The sequence below is a fragment of the Bradyrhizobium sp. BWA-3-5 genome, assembly GCF_032917985.1.
Taxonomy (GTDB): domain Bacteria; phylum Pseudomonadota; class Alphaproteobacteria; order Rhizobiales; family Xanthobacteraceae; genus Bradyrhizobium.
This window is the reverse complement of sequence record NZ_CP136626.1, coordinates 4,230,035-4,247,423: the sequence shown is the minus strand read 5'-3', so window position 1 is coordinate 4,247,423 and position 17,389 is coordinate 4,230,035. Positions and strand designations below refer to the sequence as shown.

The 17,389-nt window shown below is 64.6% G+C and carries 9 protein-coding genes; 7 read left to right on the top strand and 2 right to left on the bottom strand.

All coding sequences use genetic code 11. The annotated features are described in order from the left end of the window. Nucleotides 1-3,090, bottom strand: coding sequence for an Rne/Rng family ribonuclease (locus tag RX331_RS20505; protein WP_317251728.1), 3,090 nt, complete (start codon nt 3,088-3,090; stop codon nt 1-3). A gap of 839 nt (nt 3,091-3,929) precedes the next feature. Between RX331_RS20505 and RX331_RS20500 the strand changes: the two genes are divergently transcribed. The 6 genes from RX331_RS20500 (at nt 3,930) to RX331_RS20475 (ending at nt 13,826) form a co-directional block, all read left to right on the top strand. Continuing rightward, nucleotides 3,930-5,159, top strand: a complete 1,230-nt coding sequence (locus RX331_RS20500) for an N-acetylmuramoyl-L-alanine amidase (RefSeq protein WP_410708296.1) — start codon at nt 3,930-3,932, stop codon at nt 5,157-5,159. 252 nt (nt 5,160-5,411) lie between these two features. Continuing rightward, entirely contained in the window at nt 5,412-7,931 is a 2,520-nt protein-coding gene (locus tag RX331_RS20495; protein ID WP_317251726.1) for a penicillin-binding protein 1A, read from the top strand. A gap of 204 nt (nt 7,932-8,135) precedes the next feature. Continuing rightward, the gene (locus tag RX331_RS20490; RefSeq protein WP_317258195.1) at nt 8,136-10,670 is read left to right on the top strand and encodes a penicillin-binding protein 1A; all 2,535 of its coding nucleotides are present in this window, start codon (nt 8,136-8,138) and stop codon (nt 10,668-10,670) included. Between the two features lie 176 nt (nt 10,671-10,846). Then, nucleotides 10,847-11,978 (top strand): peptide chain release factor 2 gene (gene prfB / locus RX331_RS20485; RefSeq protein WP_317251725.1). Its coding sequence is split into 2 segments (ribosomal slippage): nt 10,847-10,915 and nt 10,917-11,978, totalling 1,131 coding nucleotides; the frame shifts between segments, so codons are not numbered across the junction. A 3-nt stretch (nt 11,979-11,981) separates the two neighbouring features. Next, a complete protein-coding gene (locus RX331_RS20480; RefSeq protein WP_317251724.1) occupies nt 11,982-12,851 on the top strand; it encodes an NAD(P)-dependent oxidoreductase in 870 nt (289 codons plus the stop codon). Between the two features lie 72 nt (nt 12,852-12,923). Beyond that, the gene (locus RX331_RS20475; RefSeq protein ID WP_317251723.1) at nt 12,924-13,826 is read left to right on the top strand and encodes a DMT family transporter; all 903 of its coding nucleotides are present in this window, start codon (nt 12,924-12,926) and stop codon (nt 13,824-13,826) included. On the opposite strand, the gene RX331_RS20470 is transcribed toward RX331_RS20475, so the two are convergent. Continuing rightward, nucleotides 13,827-15,890, bottom strand: coding sequence for a carbamoyltransferase C-terminal domain-containing protein (locus RX331_RS20470; RefSeq protein WP_317251722.1), 2,064 nt, complete (start codon nt 15,888-15,890; stop codon nt 13,827-13,829). A 275-nt stretch (nt 15,891-16,165) separates the two neighbouring features. On the opposite strand from RX331_RS20470, the gene RX331_RS20465 reads away from it, so the two are divergent. Next, nucleotides 16,166-17,389 (top strand): ABC transporter substrate-binding protein, encoded by a 1,224-nt coding sequence (locus RX331_RS20465; RefSeq protein WP_317251721.1) that lies wholly within the window; start codon nt 16,166-16,168, stop codon nt 17,387-17,389.

The following is a 17,389-nucleotide window of genomic DNA, read 5'->3' as shown; positions in this document are numbered from 1 at the left end:
CTACTCGCCGCCGCCGAAGCGCCGCGACCACCAGCCGGCCTTGCGTGGCGCTGCTTCGTCCGATGCCGCCGGCGCCGGCTCGGCCGGAGCGGGCGCGGGCGTTGCAACCGGCTCCGGTGCACTCTGGCTGACGGCGGGTGCCGGTTCGGCCGGCGCGCTGGTCACGAAGCTAACCTTCTCGCGCACGGTCGAGCGCCGCCGCGCCGCTGCGCGTTCGGTCTCTTGCGCGGTTTCTTCAGCGGCCGGGGCGGGTGCGCTGGCAACTGGCTCCGGCTGGACGTCGGACGCAGGCTGCATCGGTGCCGGTTCGGCGACCGGTTCGGGCTGAATGTCGGTCTGTGCCAGCGACGGCGCGGGCTCGGCCGAGCCACCGTCGAAATCGGCAACCGCGCTGGTTGCTTCCGGCGCCGAGGTCGGCCCGAGTTCGTCGGCGATCGATCCGGCAAGGCCATCTTCCAGACCGCCACGCCGGCGGCGTCCGCCACGGCGACCGCGGCGGCGCGGACGCCGCTCGCCGGGTGGCTGATCGCCACGGGCCTCGCCCACGTGTTCGTCGCCTTCGTCCTCGTCGGCTTCACCGTCCTCGACGGCCGCGCCTTCGACCAGCTCGCCGGACGCGCGAACCGCATCACCGTCCTCGCGCGGGGCTCCGCCTTCGCGCGGCTCGCCGCGGCCACGGCGGCGGCGGCGCCGCCTGCGGCGATGACCGTCGCCTTCGCCGGACGCCGCTTCAGCGCCATCCTCGGCCAGGCCCTCCGTCTCCTCAGTCTCGACCTCGGATTCGGTTTCGATGTCGTACTCGTCCTCATCATAGGCTTCCTCGACCTGCGGCGGGGAAGCGGCGGCCTGCGCTGCCAGCAGTGCCTTGGCGGCCTCTAGCGTATGGACCTGCTCGCCGCGGTCGATGATGTAGGACTGCTGGCCGCTGACGGTGGCGTCGGCCACGACGGCCAGCGATACCTTGAAGGCGTTCTCGAGATCGCGCAGATGGCCGCGCTTGTGGTTAAGCACATAGAGCGCGACATCGGTACGGGTGCGCACCACGAGATTGTGGGTCGCGCCCTTCATCAGGATTTCCTCGATGCCGCGCAGCAATTGCAGCGCAACCGAGGATACCGAACGCACGTGGCCCGAGCCGCCGCATTGCGGGCAGGGCTCGGTGGAGCTCTCCAGCACGCTGGCGCGGATGCGCTGGCGCGACATTTCCAGGAGGCCGAAATGCGAGATGCGGCCGACCTGGATGCGCGCGCGGTCCTGCCGCAGGCAGTCGGAGAGCCTGCGCTCGACCGCGCGGTTGTTGCGCTTCTCGTCCATGTCGATGAAGTCGATGACGATCAGGCCGGCGAGGTCGCGCAGACGCAATTGCCGGGCGACTTCCTCGGCCGCCTCCAGATTGGTCTTGAGCGCGGTGTCCTCGATGTGGTGCTCGCGGGTCGAGCGGCCGGAGTTGACGTCGATCGAGACCAGCGCCTCGGTCTGGTTGATGACGACATAGCCGCCGGAACGGAGCTGCACGGTCGGCGAGAACATCGCGTCCAGCTGGCTCTCGACGCCCATCCGCGAGAACAGCGGCTGGCCGTCACGATACTGTTTCACCGCCCGCACGTTCGAGGGCATCAGCATCTTCATGAAGTCGCGGGCTTCCTGGTAGCCGGCTTCACCGGCGACCTGGATCTCGTCGATTTCCTTATTGTAGAGGTCGCGCAGCGAGCGCTTGATCAGCGAGCCTTCCTCATAGACGAGGGTGGGGGCCTGCGAGCGCAGCGTCATGTCGCGCACCGTTTCCCACATCCGGATCAGATATTCGAAGTCGCGCTTGATCTCGGGCTTGGTGCGCGAGGCGCCGGCGGTGCGCAGGATGATCCCCATGCCCTCGGGCACATCGAGGTCCTGCACCACTTCCTTCAGCCGCGAGCGGTCCTGGGCCGAGGTGATCTTGCGGCTGATGCCGCCGCCGCGGGCGGTGTTGGGCATCAAGACGGCGTAACGGCCGGCCAGCGACAGATAGGTCGTCAGCGCCGCGCCCTTGTTGCCGCGCTCTTCCTTGACGACCTGAACCAGCATGACCTGGCGGCGCTTGATGACTTCCTGAATCTTGTACTGGCGGCGCGGACGGAACGGCCGCTCCGGAACTTCCTCCAGAACGTCGTCGCCACCGACGGATTCGACGACTTCCTCTTCGGCGTCCTCGTCGTCCTCGTCGTCATGGCCCTCGTCACCTTCCGGCGCGGGGGCGAATTCATCCGTTGCAGCCGCGGCATATCCTTCGCCGGCGTGCTCGACATGCGGCGGCTCATCGGCATCGGCCTGGTGTTCGTGCACCTGATCCTGCTCATGATGCTCGTCCTGCGCGGCGTCGGCAGCGGGTGCCTGCTCGGCCGCCGCCTCCTCGGCAATCGGCGTCACGGATTCCGGGGCGGCTTCCGCGACAGGTGCGGCGCTGACCCTCTCCGCAGCCTCGTTCGAACGCGGCGCATCGTCCTCATGATGATCGTGCGGATGATCCGCGTCGTGGCCTTCCGCCGTGTATTCATGCGCCTCGTATTCATGCCCTTCATGGTCATGATGGGGCGCATCATCGCCATGTCCGGCGTCGTGCGCCTGCGCCTCACCGGCATAAATGCCTTCGTGGTCATGCACCTCGCCTTCATAGGGCTGGGGCGCCTGCGAGGGATCCTGGCCCGCACTCTCGATCACGTCGCTCTGGACGCGGTCGCCATGGCCGCGGCGGCGGGCGTTGCGGTGACGCGAGCGGCGACGATGGCTGGAGCGGTTCTCGCTCTCTTCCTCGGCCTCGCGGTGAGCGCGCTCGTCGGCCTCGATCAGCGCCTGACGGTCGGCGACCGGGATCTGATAGTAGTCCGGATGGATTTCGCTGAAGGCCAGGAAGCCATGGCGGTTGCCGCCATACTCGATGAACGCCGCTTGCAGCGACGGCTCCACCCGCGTGACCTTGGCGAGATAGATATTGCCGCGCAGCTGCTTGCGCTGGGCGGTCTCGAAATCAAATTCTTCGACGCGGTTGCCGCGGACCACAACGACCCGCGTCTCTTCCGGGTGGGTCGCGTCGATCAACATCTTGTTGGGCATTTTGGAACTCTTGACGGCGGGCGCGGTGCATGGCGCGCGCAAATTGCGCGGCCCGGTGACGCGACGGTCCACCTGATTCGGGGGTGAGGGGAAGGCCAAAACGCACTTCTAGGCGCCGAGCCGAACGGGGGCCCACCAGAACAACGCAACGTGCGAAGCTTTCGCCTCGCGTCGGCGCGATCGTTCCATGGATCCTGGTCGGCAACACAGTCTGGCGCATCAAGCGTCGGCCCGTCTGAACATGTTGGCGGAAAATGATACCGCCGTATCTATCGCTGAAAGCCCGGTTTGGCGCCGAAGCACCTGCCGGCCATCGCATATCGGACCGTTTGGGGTCCGGATAATCAGTTTTGCCGTGTTCTCAAACCGTCCCTGGAAAAAGACCTGGGACCGGACGCCGCTCGGGCTCGAAACCGCCGCTCCATGTCAGCCGCGCGCGGCGCTGGCTGGGGAGGGATCGGGAAAGACGCAGGTTCCTCCTGTCAGGAGGTTCCGGCGCTGCACCGGGAGGCTGAACGCGACACAACCGGGAGTATTAGCCGTCAGCCCCCCGTACATACGTGGATTGGGGGCTGCGTGCAAGGGAAGCGCTTCGGAACCGCAAGGACCGCGTCGCACTGCGGCAACACTAGCTTCTTTTCGCCAGTCATGGCTTAAGGTCCGATTAACCGTATGGTCCTAATGCGGTAAGGGAAGGCTCCTCCGGAGGCACCGAATCGTTGGCGAGCCGCGCAAACCATCTTGTTTTGCTGGGATGTGGGCTATTATGCGCCGCAACATTGCCGTGCACCCCCGTGATCGGCCCCAGTGTAGCCCAAGGGACGGCTTTGCCGCCGGCGGTGCAAGGGCCGGCCACCGTTCCTGCCGTTCCCGGTCTGGCAGCGGTACCTACTTTCCCGATCGCCTCCGATGCCCGGCTGGCGGGTGATAGCAGGCAGACCCGTTTCATCCTCGACCTCGACAAGCCGGTCCAGTTTCGCGCCTTCACGCTGGCCGACCCTTATCGCGTCGTGGTCGACCTTCCCCAGCTCAATTTCCAGCTTCCCGGCGGGGTCGGCACCGCGGGGCGGGGCCTGGTCAAGGCGTTCCGCTATGGGGTCGTCATGCCGGGCGGGTCGCGGATCGTGTTCGACCTGACCGGGCCGGCCAGAATCGCTAAATCCTATGTGCTTGAGGCGGCCAACGCCCAGCCGCCGCGGCTGGTGCTCGAACTCGAGCAGGTCGACCGCACCGCCTTCGTCCAGGCGCTGGCGCCGGAAAGCCGTCCCGAATTGCGGCCCGCGATCGCGGAGGCGAACGCTGTCACCGCGCGGCCGGAGGAGCGGGCCGTGTCGCCTGCGCCGCCACAAACGGCCGACAAGCGGCCGGTGATCGTGATCGATCCCGGGCACGGCGGCGACGATAACGGCACCCAGGCCGGCGGCGCCGACGTCATGGAAAAGAATCTGGTGCTGACGTTCGGCCTCTCGCTGCGCGACCGGCTCGAGAAGTCCGGTAAATATCGTATCGTTATGACCCGGACGGACGATACCTTCATTGCGCTCGCCGACCGCGTCAAGGTCGCCCGAAGCGAGGGGGCGGCGTTGTTCGTCTCGATCCATGCCGACGCGTTGCCGCGCGGCGAGGGCGACGCCCAGGGTGCCACCATCTATACGCTGTCCGACAAGGCCTCGGACTCCGAGGCCGAGCGGCTGGCGGATGTCGAAAACAAGTCGGATGCGATCGGCGGCGTCAGCCTTGCCGACGAGCCGACCGAGGTTGCCGATATCCTGATTGACCTCGTGCAGCGCGAGACCAAGACCTTCTCGAACCGTTTCGCGCGAATCTTGATGAATGAGATGAAGACAACAGTGCGGATGCACAAGCATCCGCTGAAATCGGCCGGTTTCCGGGTGTTGAAGGCGCCGGACGTACCCTCGGTCCTGGTCGAGCTTGGCTACGTCTCGAACAAGGGCGACCTTGAGCATCTGGTGTCGGAAAATTGGCGGAACAAGACGGTCGGCTCGATGGCGCAGGCGATCGATACGTTCCTGGCGAAACGGATGGTAACCGCCGGGCCCGGCAAGTGAATTGCCGGCGTGCGAAATGTATAAAGTCGCCTGAAATGCCGGCCATCCGACGGCCCAAGCCCTAGTTTGGCCACAGCGGCGACGGTATAGAAACGGTATAGAAGTTGACTGCTGGTCTTCGGAATCGGTCAGTATTGTCCGCCGGACCTTATTTGGATTGTTCGACCGCGTAGCGGCAGGCCGTTTGGCCGGATTGCCGTGCTAGGATAGCCGCTGAGTTCGGCGCTTGAGGGTTGGAACGGAACTTCGAACATGCGCTTGCTGGTCCGGTTTTTTGGTTTCCTGTTTGCTGCCGGGACGGTCGTGTTCCTGGTCGGCGTTGCCGGCGTCGCGGGCGCGATCTGGCACTTCTCCAAGGATCTGCCGGACTATTCACAGCTTCAGGATTACGAGCCGCCGGTGATGACGCGCGTGCATGCCTCCGACGGGGCGCTGCTCGGCGAGTATTCCAAGGAACGCCGGCTCTATCTGCCGATTCAGGCGGTGCCGAAGCTGGTCATCAACGCGTTCCTGGCGGCCGAGGACAAAAACTTCTACGAGCACGGCGGCATCGACTTCACCGGCATGGCGCGCGCGGCTGTCCTCTATGCGCAGAATTTGGGCTCCAACAAGCGTCCGCAGGGCGCCTCGACGATCACCCAGCAGGTCGCGAAAAACTTTTTGCTGACCAACGAGGTCTCCTTCACCCGCAAGATCAAGGAAGCCCTGCTGGCGATGCGCATCGAGCGGGCCTACTCGAAGGACCGCATTCTCGAGCTCTATCTCAACGAAATCTATCTCGGCCTCGGCGCCTACGGCATTGCCGCGGCGTCGCTGGTCTATTTCGACAAGTCGGTGAACGAGCTGACGATCGCGGAAGCCTCGTATCTCGCGGCGCTGCCGAAGGCGCCCGCGGCGCTGCATCCGGTGCGCAACCGCGACCGCGCGGTGGAACGGCGCAACTACGTGGTCGACCGCCTGCTGGAGAACGGCTGGATCAAGCAGGCTGACGCGGACAAGGCGCGCAAGGAGCAACTCAACGTTACCAGCCGCGGCAACGGCGCGCATATCTTCGCCGGCGAATATTTCGCCGAGGAAGTCCGCCGCGACATCTTCGAGCGCTACGGCGAAAAGAAGCTGTATGAAGGCGGCCTGTCGGTTCGCGCGACGCTCGATCCGAAAATGCAGGTGATGGCGCGCAAGACCATGGTGGCCGGTCTCGTCAGGTATGACGAGGCGCAAGGCTGGCGTGGCGCGCCCTCGAAGCTCGACATAGCGGGCGACTGGGGCGTCAAACTCGCCGATGTCAAATCGCTCAACGACATCTCGCCGTGGCGGATGGCGGTGGTGCTGGAGACATCCGACCAGTCGGCGCGGATCGGTTTCCAGCCGGGCCGCGAGCTCGGTGGCGCCGTGAGCAAGCAGCGGCAGACCGGCATCATCACGCTCGAAGGCGTGCGCTGGGCCAAGGCGGCCTCGGGGCCGGCAAAAGGCAGGACGCCGACCTCGGTGGCGCAGGTATTGTCGCCGGGCGACGTGATCTATGCCGACCCGCTGTTCGACAAGGAGGGCAAGCCGGTCGAGGGCCAGTATCGCCTGCGGCAATTGCCGGAAGTCTCGGGCGCGATGGTCGCGATGGACCCCTGGACCGGCCGCGTGCTGGCGATGGTCGGCGGCTTCTCGTTCGACCAGAGCCAGTTCAACCGCGCCACCCAGGCCTATCGGCAGCCGGGCTCGTCGTTCAAGCCGCTGGTCTACTCGGCGGCGATGGACAATGGCTATACGCCCTCGACGGTCGTGGTCGATGCGCCGATCGAAATCGACCAGGGGCAGGGCGCCGGCGTGTGGCGTCCGGAAAACTATTCATCCGGCAAATACGGTGGGCCGACGACGCTGCGCAATGCGCTCCGCCAATCGCTGAACACGGTGACGGTGCGCCTTGCGCAGGACATCGGCATGCCCTTGATCGGCGAATACTCGAAGCGCTTCGGCGTCTATGACGAGCTGCCGAACTATCTGTCCTATGCGCTCGGCGCCGGCGAAACCACCGTCATGCGCATGGTCACGGCCTATTCGATGTTCGCCAATGGCGGGCGCCGCGTGAAGCCGACCCTGATCGACCGCATCCAGGACCGCTACGGCCATACGATCTACAAGCATGACGCGCGCGAGTGCCGCGGGTGCGATGCGCCCGGCGGTTGGAAGAGCCAGGCCGAGCCGCAGCTCGTCGACCGCCGCGAGCAGGTGCTCGATCCGATGACCGCCTACCAGATCACCTCGATGATGGAATATGTGGTGCAGGCCGGCACGGCGACAGTGGTCAAGGAGGTCGGCAAGCCGATCGCGGGCAAGACCGGCACCACCAACGATGAGAAGGACGCCTGGTTCATCGGCTTCTCGCCGGACCTCGTGGTCGGCATCTATGTCGGCTTCGACAAGCCGCGCAACCTCGGCCGCGGCATGACCGGCGGCCATCTCGCCGCGCCGATCGCCAAGGATTTTCTCAAGCTGGCGCTCGCCGACAAGCCGCCGATCCCGTTCAAGGTGCCTGCCGGCATCAAGCTGGTCCGCGTCGATGCCAAGAGTGGCATGCGCGCCGGGCCGGGCGAGGGCGGCCGCACCATCCTCGAAGCCTTCAAGCCGGGCACCGCGCCGCCGGATAACTACTCCGTCATCGGTGTCGCCGACGTCGATGGCCGGGCGCCGCAGGGATACCCGCAAGGGTATCAGCAAGGCTATCAGCAGCCCGAAGGCGGCTACATCATGCGTCCGGGGACCGGCGGGCTTTACTAGCGGACTGCCCCACGACAATCTCAGGCGGTGCCTTGGCGCGCCCTGAACTTGACGGGGCGTGCTCGGCGGGTAACACGGGAAGCGAATTGCCCGATTTCGACCATGTGAGCATGGGATAGCGTCAGAGGGCGAATCTCTCGGCAGAGAGCCTCCGCACGGCAGTGCACGTCAGGATGACGCAACAGTTGGAATGAGACTTTGATAATACGCTTTCTGTTGCGGTTTACCGGCTTCCTGTTCGCGGCCGGAAGTGTGGTGTTTCTGGTGGGCGTCGCCGGCGTTGCAGCCGGGATCTGGCATTTCTCCAAGGACTTGCCGGACTATTCACAGCTCCAGAATTACGAACCGCCTGTCATGACGCGGGTGCACGCCGCTGACGGCGCGCTGCTCGGCGAATACGCCAAGGAGCGGCGCCTCTATTTACCGATCCAGGCAATGCCGAAACTCGTCACCAACGCCTTCCTCGCGGCCGAGGACAAGAATTTCTACGAGCACGGCGGCCTCGACTTCACCGGCCTGGGACGGGCCGCCGTTCTCTATCTGCAAAATCTCGGCTCCAACAAGCGTCCGCAGGGCGCCTCGACGATCACCCAGCAGGTCGCGAAGAACTTCCTTCTGACCAACGAGGTCTCCTTCACCCGCAAGATCAAGGAAGCCCTGCTGGCGATGCGCATCGAGCGCGCCTACTCGAAGGATCGCATTCTCGAGCTCTATCTCAACGAGATCTATCTCGGCCTCGGCGCCTACGGCGTCGCCGCGGCGTCGCTGGTCTATTTCGACAAATCGGTGAACGAACTGACGATCGCGGAAGCCGCCTATCTTGCCGCGCTTCCGAAAGCGCCGGGCACATTGCATCCGGTGCGCAACCGCGACCGCTCGACCGAGCGGCGCAACTACGTGATCGACCGTCTCCTGGAAAACGGCTGGATCAAGCAGGCCGACGCGGAGAAGGCGCGCAAGGAGCCGCTGGTCGTCACCAGCCGGTCCAACACCGGGCATACCTTCGCCGGCGAATATTTTGCCGAGGAAGTCCGCCGCGACATCTTCGAGCGCTACGGCGAAAAGAAGCTGTACGAGGGCGGCCTGTCGGTCCGCACCACGCTCGATCCGAAGCTGCAGGTCATGGCGCGCAAGGCCGTGGCTGCCGGCCTCGTGAACTTTGACGAGGCGCAGGGCTGGCGCGGCGCCATGAGCAAGCTGGACATTTCCGGCGACTGGGGCGTGAAGCTCGCCGAGATCAAATCGCTGAGCGACATCTCGCCCTGGCGGATGGCCGTGGTGCTGGAGACATCCGACCAGTCGGCCCGCATTGGTTTTCAGCCCGGCCGCGAACTGGGCGGCGCCATCTCCAAGGAGCGGCAGACCGGTCTGATCACGCTGGACGGTGTCCGATGGGCGAAGCCGGTCGCCGCTGCGGCGCGCGGCAAACCGGCGACGGCTTCGGTCTCGCAGATTTTGTCGCCGGGTGACGTGATCTACGCCGATCCGCTGTTCGACAAGGAAGGCAAGATGGTCGAGGGCCAGTATCGCCTGCGGCAATTGCCGGAAGTGTCCGGCGCGATGGTCGCGATGGACCCGTTGACCGGCCGCGTGGTCGCGATGGTCGGTGGCTTCTCGTTCGACCAGAGCCAGTTCAATCGCGCGACCCAGGCCTATCGGCAGCCGGGCTCGACCTTCAAGCCGCTGGTCTATTCAGCGGCGATCGACAATGGCTACACGCCGGCCTCGATCATGATCGACGGCCCCATCGAGATCGATCAGGGGCAGGGCAACGGCGTCTGGCGGCCGGACAATTTTTCGGTGGGCAGCTATAAGGGTCCCATCACACTGCGCGATGCCCTGAAACACTCGCTCAACACCGTCACGGTGCGGCTGGCGCAGGATGTCGGCATGCCCCTGATCGGCGAATATGCCAAACGCTTCGGCGTTTATGAGGAATTGCCGAACTATCTTTCCTATTCGCTCGGCGCCGGCGAAACCACGGTGATGCGGATGGTGACGGCCTATTCGATGTTCGCCAATGGCGGCCGGCGGGTGAAGCCGACCCTGATCGACCGTATCCAGGATCGCTATGGACGCACGATCTTCAAGCATGACCAGCGCGAGTGCCGCGGTTGCGACGCGCCCGGCGGTTGGAAGAGCCAGCCCGAGCCCCAACTCATCGATCGTCGGGAGCAGGTGCTCGATTCGCTGACCGCCTACCAGATCACCTCGATGTTGGAGGGAGTGGTGCAGGGTGGCACGGCGACGATCCTGCGCGAAGTCGGTAAGCCAATCGCAGGCAAGACCGGCACCACCAGCGACGCAAAAGACGTCTGGTTCGTCGGCTTTTCGCCCGATCTCGTCGTCGGTCTCTATCTTGGCTATGACAAGCCGCGCACGCTGGGCAGGGCTGCGCAGGGCGGCCGCATCGCCGCGCCGATCGCCAAGGATTTCATGAAGCTAGCGCTGGCCGACAAGCCGCCGACCCCGTTCAAGGTTCCTCCCGGGATCAGGTTGGTCCGCATCGATTCGAAGAGCGGCATGCGCCCAGCACCCGGCGACACCGGCCGTACCGTTCTGGAAGCCTTCAAGCCGGGCACCGCGCCGCCGGAAAATTACATGCCGGCCCCCGTCGGTGTCGCGGATGGAGAAGGACGGGTACCGCAGGGATACCCGTCGGAATCCGGCAGCATTCAGGGGAATTTGCCTCCCGACGCCGGCAATATCACGCGGCCGGGTACTGGGAGGTTTTACTAAAGCGCGATGAACCGTCATCGCGCTTTAGGTCTTTGTTTGAGCATGATCTTTTCGGAAAACCGCTTCACACTTTTCCGGATCATGCTCTAGCGGATTGCGCTTTGTTGCGTACGTCGCTACATCCGCCCGGTCGAACGTTTATCCAGCAGCGGTTTGAACCGCAGACAGAAGAGACCATGCGCGCGGAAGTCGAACGCCTCGTAGAAGAGATCAAGCAGTCGGTCGGGCTGCTGAGGAGGCATCTTTGACGTCGAGAAATCCACGGCCCGGCTCGCCGAGCTGAACTCGCTCGCCGAAGATCCCAATCTCTGGAACGATCCCCAGAAAGCCCAGAAACTGATGCAGGAGCGCACCTCGCTGGTGGATGCGCTCGAGGGCATCGGCAAGGTCGAGCGCGAGCTCGACGACAATGTCGAGATGATCGCGCTTGGCGAGGCCGAGAACGACGAGGGCGTCGTCGTCGAGGCTGAGAACGCGCTGAAGGCCCTGAAGAAGGAAGTCGCGCGCCGCGAGCTGGAAGCGCTGCTATCCGGCGAGGCCGACAAGTTCGATTCCTATCTCGAAGTGCATGCCGGCGCCGGCGGCACCGAAAGCCAGGACTGGGCCGCGATGCTGCTGCGCATGTATACGCGCTGGGCAGAAAATCACGGCTTCAAGATCGAATATCTCGAAGAGTCCCAGGGCGAAGAAGCCGGCATCAAGTCCGCGACGATCCAGATCAGCGGGCACAATGCCTATGGCTGGCTGAAGACCGAGGCCGGCGTGCATCGCCTGGTGCGGATTTCGCCGTTCGATTCCAACGCGCGGCGCCACACCTCGTTCTCGTCGGTGCAGATTTTTCCTGTGATCGACGATTCCATCAAGATCGAGATCAAGGAATCCGACGTGCGCACCGACACCATGCGCTCCGGCGGCGCCGGCGGCCAGCACGTCAACAAGACCGAATCGGCGGTGCGCCTGACCCACATTCCGACCGGCATTGCGGTGGTCTGCCAGGCCGGCCGCTCGCAGCACAAGAACCGCGCGCAGGCCTGGGACATGCTGCGCGCGCGGCTCTATGAAATCGAATTGAAAAAGCGCGAAGAGCAGGCCGCCGCCGATCAGGCCGCCAAGACCGATATTGGCTGGGGCCATCAGATCCGCTCCTACGTGCTGCAGCCCTACCAGATGGTCAAGGACCTGCGCACCGGCGTGCAGACCTCCGACACGTCAGGCGTGCTCGACGGCGACCTCGACGAGTTCATGGCGGCGACGTTGGCGCAGCGCGCATTCGGCACCGGCCCGGGCAGTGTCGAGGACGTGGACTAGCCGATGGCCAAGGTCGGCTTCATCGGGCTCGGCCGGATGGGTCATGGCATGGCCGGCCGTTATCTTGATGCCGGCTTTGACGTCGCGGTGTCGAATCGCAGCAAGGCAAAAGCCGACGATTTGATCGCGCGAGGCGCGCGTTGGGCGGCGTCGCCGGCGGAGGCGGCCGATGGCGCCGATGCCGTCGTGAGCATGGTCGCTGACGATGAGGCATCGCGCGCCGTCTGGCTTGGCGACAACGGCGCAGCCGCCAAGATGAAGCCGGGCAGTCTCGCGATCGAGTGTTCGACCGTCTCGCACCAGCATGCGCTCGACATGGCACGAGAACTGCGGGGACGCGGTTTGATCTATATCGATTGCCCCGTTACTGGCCTGCCGCAAGCGGCGGCGGCCGGCAAGCTGACCCTGCTCGTTGGCGCTGACGCGGCCGATCTCGCTTCCGCAGAGCCATATCTCGCGCCGATCGGCGACGTGATCAGGCATTTTGGTGCTGTCGGCACTGGCACGGTGTTCAAGCTGATCAACAATCTGATGGGAGCGGTGCAGATCGCGAGCCTCGCCGAAGGCGTCGCCATGGCTGAACAGGCCGGGCTCGATATGAAGCTGGTGGCCGAAGCGCTCTCGAGCGGCGCAGTGGCATCTCCACAGGTGATCCGCCACTCAAAGCGCATGGTGGCGCGGGACTTCGCTGGCGCGTCCTTCACATCCGCACTCCGTCACAAGGATGCGGCCTATGCGGTGAGGCTGGCCGAAATGCTACTGCCCGACGTGCCCGTCAGCCGCGCCGCGCTTGCCGCCTATGAAAAGGCGAAGGCAAACGCGCCCGACGATGACGAAGGAAAGATGATCGAGATCGTGTCGCGGCCGAAATAGTCTTCGGAAACCGGGTGGACGGCGACGAGCGTCTGGCCTAGCTGTTGCGCGACTTCACCGGATTCTTGCGAAATGACAGTCAGTGATGGCCGGATCGACGCCCGCGACTGGGTGTTGCTCGCCGCATTGTCGGTGCTCTGGGGCGGATCGTTCTTCTTCAATAGCGTGGTGCTGCGCGAGTTGCCGCCGTTCACGCTCGTGTTGTTGCGCGTAGCGCTGGCCGCCATGATCCTGCTACCAGTGCTTTGCGCGCAGCGGCTGCCGTTTCCGAAGGGGTGGGCGGGCTGGCGGCCATTCTTCCTCATCGCCTTGTTCAACAATGTGCTGCCGTTCTCGCTGATCGTCACCGGACAGGTGTACATCCCGAGCGGGCTGGCTTCGATCCTCAATGCCACCACGCCGTTATTCACGGTGGCGGTGATGGCGACCGCAGGCGAGGAGAAGCTTATCGTCAGACGTGTCGCCGGTGTGATCGCCGGCCTCGCCGGCGTCGTGATCCTGCGCGGCGGGCTCGGCTTTGCCAGCGGGCAGGGGCTCGGCGTCCTGCTCTGTCTTGCGGCGGCGCTGGGCTACGGCATCTCCGCGCTGATCGCCCGGCGCGCGCTCTCGAAGTCGCCGCCGCTTGCGACCGCGACGTTTCAACTGATGGCATCGAGCCTGATGATGGCGGTCGTCGCCGGCATTTTCGAGCGTCCCTGGCGATTGCCCATGCCTGAGGCCGCGACATGGCTCGCCGTGCTCGGTCTCGCCGGCCTGTCGACGGCGCTGGCCTATATCGTTTTCTTCCAGATCTTGCGGCGCTCCGGCGCCACCAATGTCATGCTGGTGACGTTGCTGGTGCCGGTAACGGCCATCCTGCTCGGCGCGCTCGTGCTCGGCGAGCAGATTTCGCCGCGCGAGATCGCTGGTGCGCTGGTGATCGGCAGCGCGCTGCTGCTGATCGACGGTCGCGTGCTGAAGTTCTTTCAGAGGTGATTACGCCCGGCGAGCCTTCCATTCCGCACGCCAGCCGGTGAACCTGCCGCTGTCGCGCTCGCCGCCATGCCAAGCCGCGGTCACCGTGCCGTCGCTGGCGACCAGCACCACGACATCGAGCCCCTTGGAGCGGCGCAGCGTGTCGATCGCCTGCTGCGGCGTCTGGGCGATCGGACCGGCGACATTGAAAGACGTGTTGACTGATAGCTCGACGCCGATATGGCGGCCGAGCGCCTTCAAATAAGCGTAGGTGAGGGGATCGTCGCCCGCACGCACGATCTGGATGCGGCCGGTGCCGTCGGCGTGGACGACGGCCGGAATTTTTTGCTGCGCATGCGACTTCGAATGCGCCGTCAGCACCATGTAGTTGTAGGCGTTGTAGTCGCCGTCGGAGGCGCCGGGCAGCAGCTCGAAATATTCCTGCGCCGCCTCCGGCGTCGCCATCGGCGCCAAGGGGCGAATCGCCTCGCGGTATTTGACGCGGGCGTTCAGGAGTTCGCGCACGGCGGGGTCGCAGGGGTTGGCGAGGATCGAGCGGTGGCCAAGCGCGCGGGGGCCGGTTTCGGCTGCGCCCTGATACAGCGCGATCACGCCGCCTTTCGCCACCATGAACGCCATCAGGTCGGCGACGGCGTCGCGGCCTTCAGGTGTCGAGATGTCGCCGATCTGTTGCGAGGCAATGTCGTCAGCGGCAATCGCGCTAACGATGTCATCCTGCGAGGCCGGCGTGCCGCAATAGAAAGCGTGTGTCATCGGCGCGCCGCGCGGAGCACCCGCCAGATGCGCGAAGAGAAAGGCCGCGCCGATGGTGACGCCGGGATCGCCGGGGACCGGCGGCACCCACAGTTGCAGGCGAGCATTGCGCCGCTGCGTCTCGGCGAACCAGGCTTCATCGAAATGTTCGAGCAGCCGCATGTTGCCGACCGCATTGAGCGCGACACCGCCGGTCAGCACCAGGCGATTTGCGCCGGTCGTGCGCAGTAGATGATCGACGACATGGCGCATGGCGTCCTCGAACACCAGTTGCGTCGCCGCGGCCTTGTCGAGCCGGTCCTTGGTGTCGGGCCGGTGGTGGATATCCTCCACGCGCAGCACCGCGTCCGGATTCCAGAGTTGCTCCGGCCGGAGCGGCTCACCGAGGGTGTCGGTCAGCGCCTGCTTGTAGGGATGATCGAAGGGATCGCAATACCAGTTGGCCAGCGCGCGATTGAGCCGGACCTCGCCATTGGCACCGAAATGCAGCACCTCGCGCAGCCGCGCATAATAGGGATTGCTAGCGCGGCTCATGTCGCCCCAGGCGGCCGCGCCCATGTAGCGGCCCTCGCAGGAAAGCCAGGTCCAGCCTCCTTGCGTCGACGAGATCACGCTGTAGAACGCGCCGAGCGAATCGAACATGCTGTCATTGCAATAGAGCCGGCGCATGGCGCCGTGCTCGACGACATAAAGCGAGATCGAGCCCTGGTCGCCGGTACCGTCGAGCACCGCGATCGCTGTCGGTTCGCCGTCGTCGGCGAACGGCGAGGCGGCATAAGAGAACCAGGCGTGGTTGTCGTGGTGCGGCAGGCAGATCAGCGGCACGCGTTCGGCGAGCCCGAGCTGGCGCGCCAGGATCTTTGGCGTCCGCGTCATCTGATCGAGGCGGCGGCCATCGAAGCCGGCGGCCTCGGTGGTGCGCAACAGCTTCAAACTCTGCGGCAGTTCCTCGAGCACCGAGCGCGCCAGCGTGCCGGCGAGCATTGGGTAATCCCAGCTTGTCAGCCAGGCATCGATATCGCCGATGTCGCGGCCCATACCCCGCAGCGTTGCCACCGCGGCATCGATCGAGAGTTTTGGATACTCCGTCGTGTGCTTGTTGCCGGAAAAACGCTCTTCCTCGTTGTTGACGATCAGCCGCGGCCCATGCGCCTGCGTCACCTCGACCAGTGCCAGGCCGGAATTATGCGTGCCGGGCGCGCCAAGGCCGGCGAGATAGGCGGTTTCACCGCGCGACAGTTTTTCCCTGACATGCGCGAGCCGCGCGTCGGCGAAGGCGGAGCCGAGCTGGTGAAATCCCGCGGCACGCATGGTTTTCGCCGCGAGCCAGCGCGCGAAGCTGTAACCGGCGGCCGCGAGCCTTCGATGTCGCGGAGCAATTCGTAAGTTCTGTTTCAACCCGATCAAACCTCTGGGCGTGCCATCACGCCGGGGGATGGCGCCAGGGTGCATCAACCACAATTGGCGCTCGCCAACAATCCCGTTTCGTCATGCGGAATAAGCACATGCTTGCAAGCATTGAAGCGGCTTGCGAGACTTCATCGGAACAAGGCTTGATCAGAACAAGAAACGATGGGGAGAAGACGATGCCGGTTCGCGTGAGAAACCTTGTTGCCCTGACGGCGTTCACTGTGGCAGCTGCACTCGCCACTACGGCGAACGCGCAGAAAAAATACGATCCCGGCGCCAGCGACAGCGAAATCAAGATCGGCAACATCATGCCCTATAGCGGCCCGGCGTCGGCCTATGGCACGATCGGCAAGGCGCAGGCGGCCTATTTCAACAAGATCAATGCCGAGGGTGGCATCAACGGCCGCAAGATCAACTTCATCAGCTACGACGACGCGTTCAGCCCGCCGAAGGCGGTCGAGCAGGCGCGCAAGCTGGTGGAGAGCGACGAGGTGCTGCTGATTTTCCAGCCGCTCGGCACGCAGTCCAATTCCGCAATCCAGAAATACATGAACGCCAGGAAGGTGCCGCAGCTCTTTGTCGCAACCGGCGCGACCAAATGGGGCGATCCGCAGAACTTCCCGTGGACGATGGGCTGGCAGCCGAACTACCAGAGCGAGGGCCGCATCTATGCCGCCTACATTCTGAAGAATTTTCCGAACGGCAAGATCGCCGCGCTCTGGCAGAATGACGATGCCGGCAAGGACCAGATGAAGGGCCTGCGCGATGGGCTTGGCGCCAAGGCCAGCATGATCATCGCCGACAAGTCGTACGAGGTCTCCGATCCCACCATCGATTCGCAGATCGTCGCGCTGAAGGATTCCGGCGCAGACATCATGATGACCTGGGCGGCGCCCAAGGGCGCGGCGCAAGCGATCCGCAAGGTCGCGGAGCTCGGCTGGAAACCGGTCTTCTTCATCGGCAACGTTTCGACGTCGGTCGCGGCGGTGCTGAAGCCGGCCGGCCTCGACAATTCCAAAGGCATCATCTCGACCGCCTATCTGAAGGATCCGACCGACCCGCTCTGGAAGGACGATGCCGGCATCAAGGCCTGGCTAGCTTTCATGGACAAATATTTCCCCGACGGCGATAAGACCAACGTCAACAATATCTATGGCTATGCGACGGCACAGACCATGGTCCAGGTGCTCAAGCAGTGCGGCGACAACCTCACCCGCGAAAATGTCATGAAGCAGGCAGCCAGCCTGAAGGACGTCACCAGCGATGTGCTGCTACCCGGCATCAAGATCAACACGGCGGCGAACGATTTCTTCCCGATCGAGCAGATGCAGCTGATGAAGTTCAACGGCGAGGCGTGGGAGGTGTTCGGCGACATCATCACCGGCGAGGTCGGGCATTAG

Bases quoted from the DNA above. Each gene is read 5' to 3' on its own strand.
- RX331_RS20505 (WP_317251728.1), bottom strand. From the start codon at position 3,090: ATGCCCAACAAGATGTTGATCGACGCGACCCACCCGGAAGAGACGCGG.
- RX331_RS20495 (WP_317251726.1), top strand. From the start codon at position 5,412: ATGCGCTTGCTGGTCCGGTTTTTTGGTTTCCTGTTTGCTGCCGGGACG.
- RX331_RS20480 (WP_317251724.1), top strand. From the start codon at position 11,982: ATGGCCAAGGTCGGCTTCATCGGGCTCGGCCGGATGGGTCATGGCATG.
- RX331_RS20475 (WP_317251723.1), top strand. From the start codon at position 12,924: ATGACAGTCAGTGATGGCCGGATCGACGCCCGCGACTGGGTGTTGCTC.
- RX331_RS20470 (WP_317251722.1), bottom strand. From the start codon at position 15,890: ATGCGTGCCGCGGGATTTCACCAGCTCGGCTCCGCCTTCGCCGACGCG.
- RX331_RS20465 (WP_317251721.1), top strand. From the start codon at position 16,166: ATGCCGGTTCGCGTGAGAAACCTTGTTGCCCTGACGGCGTTCACTGTG.